Source organism: Novosphingobium resinovorum (assembly GCF_027922145.1).
GTDB classification, from domain to species: Bacteria; Pseudomonadota; Alphaproteobacteria; order Sphingomonadales; family Sphingomonadaceae; genus Novosphingobium; species Novosphingobium resinovorum.
In genome coordinates this window covers 1-10015 of sequence record NZ_BSFC01000034.1, presented here as the reverse complement: position 1 = coordinate 10015, position 10015 = coordinate 1, and the positions used below count along the sequence as shown (strand labels likewise).

Genomic DNA, 10015 nt, shown 5'->3' with positions numbered 1-10015 from the left:
CGATCGGGGGAACTAGCTGTCCGTCTGTGTTGGCGACCGTAGCAGAAGCGTGCTCCGCTGCGGTGAAGCGGCCTCTAAGGGGGGCTTCTGATTCGGTCAACAGCCAATTTTCAAAAATGTTTCAACAAGGGGGGAACGCCCGATGAACCGACCTTCGAACGGGAGAGGGGGATGTGAGCGTCAGCGCCCGAGGCTTAAGCTTCCCCTGCCCCCTTGCATCCCCGGCTTCCTCATCCCCAACGCTTTCTTTACCACGGCAGGCATAAAGGCTGATTTGCAAACGCGCTTTCCGGCGCGCGGCCTTGATTGAGGAATCTGTTACCTACATGCCGACACCGGCGATCAGCGTTGCCATGAGCGTCTTCAACGGCGAGCGCTTCCTTGCATCCGCGATCGAGAGCGTCCTCGCGCAGGACTTCGCCGATTTCGAGTTCCTCATCATCGACGATGGTTCCAGCGACGGTTCGGCGGGACTCATTCGCGAATACGCGGAACGCGATCCGCGTATTCGCCCCATCGTACGCGAAAATCGCGGGCTCGTGGCCAGCCTCAACGAGATGATCGACGCAGCCCGCGCACCGATCATCGCACGCATGGACGCCGACGACATCTGCAGGCCGGACCGCTTCGCCCGGCAGATCGGCTTTCTTGCGGGCCATCCCGAATATGGCGTCGTCGGCAGTTGGAGCGAGGACATCGGAGAAAACGGCGAAAAGCTCGTCCGGTCCGGTGCCGACCATCCCGAGACTCACGAAGAACTGCTCGCCGCGATAGAGATCGGTGGGCAACTGATATGCCATCCCGCCGCGATGTATCGCCGTGACGTAGTCCGGTCGGTCGGCGGCTATCACGCCGCATTCCGGCATTGCGAGGACCTCGACCTGTGGCTGCGTCTGTCGAGCGTGACCAGGCTCGGCAATATTCCCGAGCGCCTGTTGCGCTATCGGCGCTATCCTGGACAAGTCTCCTCCCGCCACGCCACCGAGCAGCAGATCGGCACGGCCGTCGCCCAGATCGCCTGGCGCGAGCGCAAGGCCGGACGCACCGATCCGACCGCCGACCTCGAGCACCTGCCGCCGATCGGCGAACTCGACTCCCTTTTCGGCCGTCCCGGCATTTCCCGGCAAGTACGCGAGCAGGTCGCGCTCGGCCTGCTCTATTCGGCCAGCGCCATGCGTGATGAAGGATTCGATCTGCTGGTGAGCCACTTGCGCGATGGCGGGCGGCGTGACGGCATGTGGCGCACCGTCGCCAGACTCGTGCGCTTCGGCGAGCCGGTGCGTGCATTGCGCCTTGCCGCCACGCTCACGACCTCGACTTCGACTTGACCGCCCCATGACGGTCGAGATCGAAGCACCCGCCGCCGAGCCCCGCGCCACGGATGCAGGCCGGGGCACCGGCAGCGTAAAGTCCGCAGCCCTCTGGGCAGCGGCGAGCCAGTACACGCAATTCGTGCTGCAATTCGCAACCTCGGTCATCGTCTCGCGCTTCTTCCTGAAGCCCGAAGAGATCGGCCTGTTCTCCGTCGCGCTGGCTGCGGCGATGATCCTTTCAGTGATCCAGGACTTCGGACTTACCCGCTATCTGGGACGGCACCCCACCGCCGACGAGGACACGGTGCGGCATTGCACCGTGATCGCAGCGGGGTTCTCGCTCTTGCTTGCGGCGCTGATCCTCGCAATCGCCTGGCCGGTGGCGCGGTTCTATGGGGAACCGAGACTGTTCCCCATATTCGGGCTGATCGCGGCATCCTACCTGCTCAATCCTTGGAGCATCGTGCCGGTGGCACTGCTGTCGCGGCGGCTCGACTTCAGGGCGACGTTCATCGTCAACGCCGCCGGATCGGTAACAAACAGCGCCTGCGCGCTGACGCTGGCGGCGCTGGGGTTCTCGGCCACTTCGCTCGCCTGGGCCATGATCGCACAAGCCGCCGCGCGCGCCGTGGCGGCCCAGATCCTGCGACCGACCCCGCCCAGCCTTCGGGTACGGCGCGAAAGGGCACGCGAGATCATCGGATTCGGATCGGGCAGCGCGCTGCTCTATCTCTCCGGAGGGATCGGCATGCGCACGCCCGACCTTATCGTCGGGCGCATGCAGGGCATGACGGCGGCAGGCCTGTTCAGCCGGGGCGTCGCGCTGGCGACGCAACTTCACTACCTCGTGGCGGGCGCGGTGAGCGCGATCTACTATCCGACTTTCGCGCGACTGCGCGACGAGGGCAAGGATCTCGGCCCCTATTACGAGCGCGTGGTCGCGGCGCATGGCGCGATCGTCTGGCCCGCCATGGCCCTGCTGGCAGTGCTCAGCGAGCCGGTGATCCTGTTGCTCTACGGTCCCGGCTGGGCCGAGGCGGCGCCGCTGCTCGCCTTCGTCGCGATTGCCGAGTGCTGTTTCGTCGCGCTGCCGCTGCACATGGACCTGCCGATCCTGCTGGGGCGGCTGAAAGTCCTGCTCTGGTTCAACCTCGCGGACACAGCGCTGTCGGTCGGCACGCTGGCGGCGGGGGCGGCCATCGGCGTGGAAGCGGCGGCGGCCTCCCGGCTCGTCTACGGCCTCGGGTGGTTCTTTCTTTATGCGTTCTGGCTCCAGCGGATGATCGGCTTTCGCTGGCGCGCGACCGTCAGGGTCTACGCATCGTCCATCCTTGTCGCGGTGGTGACGATCGCGCCGGCGCTTTATGCCGTCACGGCGTGGCGGTCACCGGCGACGCTTGGATTCGTCGGACTTGTAGTCGCCGGTACGGCATCCGTGGTGGCCTGGGTGGCCGCGATCATGCTGTTTCGGCACCCCGCTCGAGACGACATAAAGGGCATGGCGGGGCACATTCTCACGCCGATACGGATGCGCCTGCGCCTCAGCCAAAGCTGAAATATTTATCCGTTTCACGTAGTGTTCCACGCAATATCGTGATAAACTGACATTCTCTATAAAGAACGCGAGGCACGTACCTCGCGGGGAGGATGCAATGTCGGGAATGAGCATGGCGCTGGCGATGCTGATCGCCAATCCCGTTATCCTCGGGGCAACCCCTGCCCCGATCACGGGCCCCGCACAGCCCGGCGCCGAGCCGCAGGGCGATATGGTCCAGGGCGACACCGACGCCCATGCACGCATGACCATCGCCGTCGCCGTCCATGGGACCGGGCCCTATCGCTTCCTCATCGACACCGGATCCCAGCGCACCGTCGTCTCAACCGCGCTGGCAGGCACCCTCAAGCTGGCGCAGGGACCGCAAGTGCGCGTGGTGGGCATCGCGGGAGCGCATGACGTCGCCACGGCCCAGGTCGAATCCATCACGATCGGCCCGCGCGCCTTTTACGGCCTGACCGTGCCCCTGCTCGAACGCGCGAACATGGGCGCCGACGGGATTCTCGGCACCGACAGCCTGCAGCATCAGCGCGTGCTCCTCGATTTCGCGCGAAACACCATCACCATCGGCAACCTTGCCGAGACCGGCGGCGGGCGCGGCTTCGAGATTGTGGTGCGCGCCAAGGAGCGCTCCGGCCGCCTGATCATGACCGACGCGCTGATCGATGGCGTACGCACCGACGTCGTCATAGATACCGGCGCCAGCGGCACGATCGGCAACCGCGCCTTGCAGGAGGCACTGGCGAAGAAGCCACGACAGGCCATGCTCAAGGGTGCGGTATCGAGCGTCACCGGGCAGGAACTCGCCGTCGATCTCGGCGTCGCGGACAAGCTGGAGCTGGGCGGGATCGGCGTATCCAACGTCGTCATAGCCTATGCCGACGCCCCCGCGTTCAGCGAGCTGAAGCTCAGCCGCAAGCCCGCGATCTTCCTTGGCATGCGCGAATTGCGGGCCTTCAAGCGTGTCGCCATCGACTTCACGAAGCGCAAGGTTTCGTTTGACCTGGCCGGTGCGCGTTGACGGACAGCGCATTGCCGGATTGTTTCGTGACGTCGAGGCCCTAAATAGCGCCGATGCCTCCCGATACCGCCGTTCGCGATTCCAATGCCCGCCACGATGGCTGGCGCACGCTCCTGCGCTTCCTGCCGTACCTGTGGCCGCGCGACAATCCGGCGCTGCGCTGGCGGATCGTCTGGGCCTGCGTGTTCATCGTTCTCTCTACGGCGACGCAGCTGGTGCTGCCGTACATGATGAAGTGGGCGGTCGACCTGATGGGCACGACCGGGCCGAAGCTGCTCCAGCTGACCATGCTCATGGTGCTCGGCTATTCGGCCGGACGGCTGGCGCAGACCGGCTTCGACAACTTGCGCAATATCGTGTTCGAGAAGGTCGGGCAGGACGCGACGCGCCAGCTGGCGGAGAACGTGTTCGGCCAGTTGCACCGACTGTCTCTGCGTTTCCACCTTGCCCGGCGCACCGGCGAAGTCACCAAGACCATCGAGCGCGGGACCAAGAGCATCGACACGATGCTCTACTTCATGCTGTTCAACATCGCCCCCACCGTGCTGCAGCTGCTGGTCGTGGCGGTGATCTTCTGGGTCAATTTCGGCCCCGGCCTCGTCGCCGCGACGGCGCTCGCCATTGCCGCCTATATCTGGGTTACCCGCGTCATCACCGAATGGCGGACCAAGCTGCGCGAACAGATGAACCGCCTCGATGGGCAAGCCCTTTCCCGCGCGGTCGATTCGCTGCTGAACTACGAGACGGTGAAGTACTTCTCCGCCGAAAAGCGGGAAGAGGAACGATACGCACAGGCGACCCGCGCCTATGCCGTCGCCGCCGTGAAGAGCGAGAATTCGCTCGGCCTGCTCAACATCGTGCAGGGCGTGGTGATCAACCTGCTGATGGCGGGTGCCCTGGCCTGGACGGTTTACGGCTGGTGGCGCGGCAATTATTCGGCGGGCCAGCTGGTTTTCGTGCAGACCTACCTCACGCAGTTGTTCCGGCCGCTCGACATGTTGGGCATGGTCTATCGCACGATCCGGCAGGGCCTGATCGACATGGCCGAGATGTTCCGCCTGCTCGACACCTCGGTGGAAGTCTCCGATGCGCCGGGAGCGCCTGCGCTGGTCATCCGCAAGCCTTCGATCGTGTTCGATGATGTGGTTTTCGGTTACGAACCCGACCGCACGATCCTCCATGGTCTTTCGTTCGAGGTGCCTGCCGGTCAGGCCTTCGCCATCGTCGGCCCCTCGGGCGCGGGCAAGTCGACGATCGCGCGGTTGCTCTATCGCTTCTACGATCCGCTTTCGGGCCGCATCCTGATCGACGGGCAGGACATACGGGAGGTCACTCAAGTGAGCCTGCGCGGCGCGATCGGTATCGTTCCGCAGGATTCGGTGCTGTTCAACGACACCATCGGCTACAACATCGGCTACGGCCGCGACGGCGCCGAGGTCCAGGAGATCGAGACCGCGGCACGCGGCGCGGCGCTGATGGGCCTGATCGACCGGCTACCGCAGGGCTTCGAAACCGAAGTCGGCGAACGCGGTCTCAAGCTCTCGGGCGGAGAGAAGCAGCGCGTCGCGATCGCGCGAACGCTGGTCAAGAACCCGCCGATCCTGATCCTCGACGAAGCGACCAGTGCGCTGGACTCCCGCACCGAACAGGACATTCTCACCACCTTGCACCGCGTGGCCGAGCATCGCACTTCGTTGTCGATCGCCCATCGCCTGTCGACCATCGCCGACGCGGATCGCATCCTCGTCCTCAACGAAGGGAAGCTGGCCGAGAGCGGCACCCATTCCGAACTGCTGCGCCATGACGGGCTCTACGCAGAAATGTGGGCGCGCCAGGCGGCCGAAGCCGAAGCGATGATCGAGGCCGCCGAGTAGTTCAGTAACCCGAGGCCTTGCACAGCGCCTCGAGTTTCTGGACCTGCGGATGATCTTCGCCATATTGCCGGCGATAGATCGGGCGGTTGTCGCACGCCTGTTTCTGGAATTCCGGCGTGCCGGGCGCGGGGCGGGAATCGGATGGCGTATCGCTCGATGCTTCCTGCCCTGCATCCTTTTCGCGTTGGCGGCGCGCCTGTTCCTCCATGCGCGCACGGTTGAACACGCCCTCCGCTGCCTGACCCGGCGAGATTATGGGCACAATGTCTTGCGCCGCGACCGGCACGGCGATGAAGGCCGCGGCGGCAAGAGGGGCGACCGTCTTGAGGACCATGTCGTTCTCCGCAAGCTTAGGCGTTTTCCCGTCAGGCGACATCACCTGGCGGGAAAACATTACAGACCGCAAATTCTGGAGCAATCAGCCTGAATGCTCCTGCGTCAGGGCAAGTCGAGCATCGCGATGCGGGGCGTGCGGGCAAGGCGAAAGCCTGCGGACCGTGCCTCAATCACGGTGAACCCGTCAGGGAACCCTTTGAACCTTCAGCAGTTCGTTCGGGAAGAGTTCTGCCGGAGACATGATTCGATGAAGTCCAGCTTTGCGGGTATCGGTGCGCTTGCCCTCGCGGCAACGCCCCTCTGCGCCATCCCGCTGGCCCTGCCCTCCAATGTGGCGCAGGCAAAGGCCGAGAGCATCGCCGAGCGTGCCTTTGCCATGGATCGGGCAGACCACGACGTCAGCCCTACGGACGACGCCCCTCGCTGACTGTCACTTGACGACGTCGGCCTCGTGCCAGACGACGGCCTGGGCAGCCTTCATGCAGTTCTCGGCCGTATCCCATGATAGTGACGGCGAACCGTAGAGCCGCCAGCCCTGCGCCAGAGCTTCCGACACGCGCTCACAGAAGGCACGGTCGTCCGCTCCTGTCAGCAGGCGATATACGGGGCGATCTTCCGGGGTCTGGTACATGTGAAGCACTCTGGTTATCCGATATCAGATGCCTAGCCATTCCAGCCCGAACGGCAAGGCCCCGATCGCATAATCGACCTGCAAAAAACAGCCCGGCCATACGGCATTCGTCCCAAGACCGTTTCCAACCCGGCGAGCATAGGCAAGGCCAACCCCGGATGGAGTTTCACTCCGTCCAGATCCAGCTCTGCAAGCGTACAGGCCACCGTCATCCCGGATAGCGCTCGAACTCCGGCAGGCTGGCCGCGTGCTTCATCCAGCTGATACGCTCGGCAACCTGGATGTGCGCCTGCGGCTGCAGGGTATCGGGCTTGTCCAGCGAGGCGACCTGAATATCGACCAGACCGGGCAGGACCGCTTCGTTGACGTAATAGAGCCCGGATCCGCACGTCGGGCAGAAATGACGGATCGCATCCCCGTTGGAGCTGTAGGACGAAGCCGCTCCTGCCGTCACCGCGAAGTCATCCGCCGCGTAAGCTGCCCATGCGACAGCCGGCGCCCCGGAAGACTTCTGGCAATCGGCGCAATGACAGAACGCGACGTGCTGCGGCTCCCCTTCGACGCTGTAGCGCACCGCGCCGCACTGGCATCCACCTTCGAGTTTCATCGCGATTCTCCTTCGCCGCCGAAGCTACGCGATTGACAGGAACATTCAAGGAACAAAAAGGGCGCGAGCAAGCTGCCCGCGCCCCGTCTGAACCATTCCGGTGCTGCCCGTCAGAGAATGTACTTGGACAGATCCGCGTTGCCCGCGAGGCCGGACAGCTTGTCGCGCACATAGGTCTGGTCGATCGTCACCGTTTCCCCCTTGCGGTCCTCGGCCTCGAAGCTGAGTTCCTCGAGCAGCTTTTCCATCACGGTCTGGAGACGTCGGGCGCCGATGTTCTCGACGCTCTCGTTCACTTGCGCGGCGATCTTCGCGATCTCGCCGATGGCGTCTGCGGTCACTTCCACCGTCACCTGCTCGGTGCCGAGGAGCGCCTTGTACTGGGCGATGAGGTTGGCGCGCGTCTCCGAGAGGATGCGCACGAAGTCCTCTTCGGTCAGCGCCTTCAATTCGACGCGGATCGGCAGGCGTCCCTGAAGTTCGGGCAGCATGTCGCTCGGCTTGGCGACGTGGAAGGCACCGCTGGCGATGAAGAGGACATGGTCGGTCTTCATTGGGCCGTACTTGGTGGCGACCGTGGTGCCCTCGATGAGCGGCAGCAGGTCGCGCTGCACGCCTTCGCGGCTGACCGAGCCGCCGCGCACGTCCGAGACGGCGATCTTGTCGATCTCGTCGAGGAAGACGATGCCGTTATGCTCGGCGTTCGCCAGCGCGACGCGGGCGACGTCGTCCTGATCCAGCCGCTTTTCCGACTCCTCGTCGACCAGCTTGTCCCAGGCGTCAGGCACTTTCATCTTGCGGCGCTTCATGCGCTGGCCACCCAGCTTGCCCATGATGTCGCCGAGGTTGATCATGCCGACCGAGCCGCCCATTCCGGGAATCTCCATCGGGCCCGCCGGAGCGTCCTCGACCTCGATCTCCACTTCGGTCTCGTTCATCGCGTTTTCGGTGATGCGCTGGTGGAAGGCGGCGCGCGTCGCCTCCGAGGCGCCATCGCCGACGAGCGCGTTGAGCAGGCGATCCATCGCCGCCTTGCTGGCCGCCTCACGCACGGATTCGCGGCGGCGCTCCTTCTCCAACCGGATCGCTTCCTCGACGAGGTCGCGGGCGATCTGCTCGACATCGCGGCCGACGTAGCCGACTTCGGTGAACTTGGTGGCTTCCACCTTCACGAAGGGTGCGTCGGCCAGCTTCGCCAGGCGGCGGCTGATCTCGGTCTTGCCGCAGCCCGTCGGGCCGATCATCAGGATGTTCTTAGGCGTCACCTCGTCGCGCAGGTCGGCATTCAGGCGCTGACGGCGCCAGCGGTTGCGCAAAGCGACGGCGACGGCTTTCTTGGCCTCGGTCTGGCCGACGATGTGCGCGTCGAGCGCGGCGACGATCGCCTTGGGCGTGAGATTGTCGTTCATGTGGGTTCCCGGCTCAGACGGTCTCGACCGTCACGCGGTCATTGGTGAAGACGCAGATGTCGGCGGCGACCTGCATGGCCTTGCGCGCGATCGTCTCGGCATCGGTTTCATAGGCGTCGATCGCGCGGGCAGCGGCCAGAGCATAGTTGCCGCCCGAACCGATCGCGGTGATCTGGCTGTCGCCGCCAGCCGCTCCCTCGGGCTCCAGCACGTCGCCGTTGCCGGTCAGCACCAGCAGGGTATCGGCATCCGCGACGATCATCAGCGCCTCTAGGTTGCGCAAATACTTGTCGGTGCGCCAGTCCTTGGCGAGTTCGACCGCCGCCCGCATGAGCTGGCCGCGATACTGCTCCAGCTTGCGTTCGAGACGCTCGAAAAGGGTGAAGGCGTCGGCAGTGGCGCCCGCGAAGCCGGCGATGACCTTGCCGCCTTCTCCGATGCGCCGGACCTTGCGGGCGTTCGGCTTCATGACCGTGTTGCCCATGGAAACCTGACCATCGCCGGCGATGACGGTCTTGCCGCCCTTGCGTACGCCGATGATGGTCGTTCCGTGCCACTGAATGAGGCCGTGGCTCGCCCCGTCGTTGTTCATGAGCGCGGATATATGCCGCGCTCCGAATGGTTCAAGACAGGAGATCAGCTGCCGTTCGGACCGGGGCCCGTGTTCGAGCCGGTGTTGCCGCCCATGCCGCCCGCGCCGACCGCGCCGATGTTGCCGAACAGATCCTCGAGCAGGCTGCGGTGGCGGCCCAGCGTCGGCGTGACGTGGCCATCGGGATTGATCCGCGCGACCTGTTCCGCGCCGCGCTTGTCGACGCCGACGACGTTGTTAGCCGCGTCGAAGCGGACGCGCAGCACGGTCTGGCTGTCCGTGCGCGGCTTGCGGAACGGCGGCGTCTTCACCTGCTGCGAGACGTAGTACCAGTCCTTGGTGCCGAACTGGCTTTCGAAGGTCGGGCGACCGAGGGTCTTTTCCACCGACATGCGGTTGTCGATGCCCGGCTGCACCGAATCGAGCAGCGCCTGGTCGATCAGGTAACCGCGATGGTCGCGGATCGACGTGCAGCCGCCGACCAGAGTGGCGACCGCCAGCGCAATGCCTGCCGCTGCCACCTTGAGACCCACCTTGCGCATTTCAACACTCCAAACCGCAGGTATGGAAGCCGCAGGCATTGCCAGCCGCGCCCATACCCATATATCGCCAGACGGCCTTAACAGCGCGTTGACGAAGTCGGTGTGATCTGATTCAGCCTGGATACGGAAAGAAGG

The 10015-nt window shown here is 64.7% G+C and carries 11 protein-coding genes; 5 read left to right on the top strand and 6 right to left on the bottom strand.

The window, feature by feature from the left end; genetic code table 11:
- Positions 1 to 326 precede the first annotated feature (326 nt).
- From PKE80_RS20310 to PKE80_RS20295, 4 genes are all read left to right on the top strand, one after another.
- Positions 327 to 1328: a glycosyltransferase family 2 protein gene (locus PKE80_RS20310; protein WP_271184089.1), complete on the top strand. Its 1002-nt coding sequence runs from the start codon at positions 327 to 329 to the stop codon at positions 1326 to 1328.
- 7 nt (positions 1329 to 1335) lie between these two features.
- Entirely contained in the window at positions 1336 to 2868 is a 1533-nt protein-coding gene (locus PKE80_RS20305; protein WP_271184088.1) for an oligosaccharide flippase family protein, read from the top strand.
- A gap of 97 nt (positions 2869 to 2965) precedes the next feature.
- The gene (locus tag PKE80_RS20300) at positions 2966 to 3889 is read left to right on the top strand and encodes a retroviral-like aspartic protease family protein (protein ID WP_271184087.1); all 924 of its coding nucleotides are present in this window, start codon (positions 2966 to 2968) and stop codon (positions 3887 to 3889) included.
- A gap of 53 nt (positions 3890 to 3942) precedes the next feature.
- Positions 3943 to 5763 carry an ABCB family ABC transporter ATP-binding protein/permease gene (locus tag PKE80_RS20295; protein WP_271184086.1) on the top strand — a complete coding sequence of 607 codons (1821 nt, stop codon included), beginning with the start codon at positions 3943 to 3945 and terminating at the stop codon, positions 5761 to 5763.
- A 1-nt stretch (position 5764) separates the two neighbouring features.
- Here PKE80_RS20295 and PKE80_RS20290 read toward each other — a convergent pair whose 3' ends face one another.
- On the bottom strand, positions 5765 to 6157 hold the full coding sequence (locus tag PKE80_RS20290; protein WP_271184085.1) for a hypothetical protein: 393 nt from the start codon (positions 6155 to 6157) through the stop codon (positions 5765 to 5767).
- 33 nt (positions 6158 to 6190) lie between these two features.
- Between PKE80_RS20290 and PKE80_RS20285 the strand changes: the two genes are divergently transcribed.
- Positions 6191 to 6526 carry a hypothetical protein gene (locus PKE80_RS20285; protein ID WP_271184084.1) on the top strand — a complete coding sequence of 112 codons (336 nt, stop codon included), beginning with the start codon at positions 6191 to 6193 and terminating at the stop codon, positions 6524 to 6526.
- Positions 6527 to 6529: 3 nt separating this feature from the next.
- On the opposite strand, the gene PKE80_RS20280 is transcribed toward PKE80_RS20285, so the two are convergent.
- The 5 genes from PKE80_RS20280 to PKE80_RS20260 form a co-directional block, all read right to left on the bottom strand.
- Positions 6530 to 6730 (bottom strand): DUF1737 domain-containing protein, encoded by a 201-nt coding sequence (locus tag PKE80_RS20280; RefSeq protein ID WP_232493580.1) that lies wholly within the window; start codon positions 6728 to 6730, stop codon positions 6530 to 6532.
- A gap of 208 nt (positions 6731 to 6938) precedes the next feature.
- Entirely contained in the window at positions 6939 to 7337 is a 399-nt protein-coding gene (locus PKE80_RS20275; protein ID WP_271184083.1) for a GFA family protein, read from the bottom strand.
- Positions 7338 to 7447: 110 nt separating this feature from the next.
- The gene (hslU, locus tag PKE80_RS20270) at positions 7448 to 8746 is read right to left on the bottom strand and encodes an ATP-dependent protease ATPase subunit HslU (RefSeq protein WP_271184082.1); all 1299 of its coding nucleotides are present in this window, start codon (positions 8744 to 8746) and stop codon (positions 7448 to 7450) included.
- A 13-nt stretch (positions 8747 to 8759) separates the two neighbouring features.
- Entirely contained in the window at positions 8760 to 9338 is a 579-nt protein-coding gene (gene hslV / locus PKE80_RS20265; RefSeq protein WP_008832063.1) for an ATP-dependent protease subunit HslV, read from the bottom strand.
- Positions 9339 to 9382: 44 nt separating this feature from the next.
- Positions 9383 to 9880 (bottom strand): outer membrane protein assembly factor BamE, encoded by a 498-nt coding sequence (locus PKE80_RS20260; RefSeq protein WP_271184081.1) that lies wholly within the window; start codon positions 9878 to 9880, stop codon positions 9383 to 9385.
- Between the last annotated feature and the right edge of the window lie 135 nt (positions 9881 to 10015).

What these genes read in the sequence shown, in the direction of transcription:
- PKE80_RS20310 (WP_271184089.1), top strand. Translation starts at nt 327, where the DNA reads ATGCCGACACCGGCGATCAGCGTTGCCATGAGCGTCTTCAACGGCGAG.
- PKE80_RS20305 (WP_271184088.1), top strand. Translation starts at nt 1,336, where the DNA reads ATGACGGTCGAGATCGAAGCACCCGCCGCCGAGCCCCGCGCCACGGAT.
- PKE80_RS20300 (WP_271184087.1), top strand. Translation starts at nt 2,966, where the DNA reads ATGTCGGGAATGAGCATGGCGCTGGCGATGCTGATCGCCAATCCCGTT.
- PKE80_RS20295 (WP_271184086.1), top strand. Translation starts at nt 3,943, where the DNA reads ATGCCTCCCGATACCGCCGTTCGCGATTCCAATGCCCGCCACGATGGC.
- PKE80_RS20290 (WP_271184085.1), bottom strand. Translation starts at nt 6,157, where the DNA reads ATGTTTTCCCGCCAGGTGATGTCGCCTGACGGGAAAACGCCTAAGCTT.
- PKE80_RS20285 (WP_271184084.1), top strand. Translation starts at nt 6,191, where the DNA reads ATGCTCCTGCGTCAGGGCAAGTCGAGCATCGCGATGCGGGGCGTGCGG.
- PKE80_RS20280 (WP_232493580.1), bottom strand. Translation starts at nt 6,730, where the DNA reads ATGTACCAGACCCCGGAAGATCGCCCCGTATATCGCCTGCTGACAGGA.
- PKE80_RS20275 (WP_271184083.1), bottom strand. Translation starts at nt 7,337, where the DNA reads ATGAAACTCGAAGGTGGATGCCAGTGCGGCGCGGTGCGCTACAGCGTC.
- hslU (WP_271184082.1), bottom strand. Translation starts at nt 8,746, where the DNA reads ATGAACGACAATCTCACGCCCAAGGCGATCGTCGCCGCGCTCGACGCG.
- hslV (WP_008832063.1), bottom strand. Translation starts at nt 9,338, where the DNA reads ATGAACAACGACGGGGCGAGCCACGGCCTCATTCAGTGGCACGGAACG.
- PKE80_RS20260 (WP_271184081.1), bottom strand. Translation starts at nt 9,880, where the DNA reads ATGCGCAAGGTGGGTCTCAAGGTGGCAGCGGCAGGCATTGCGCTGGCG.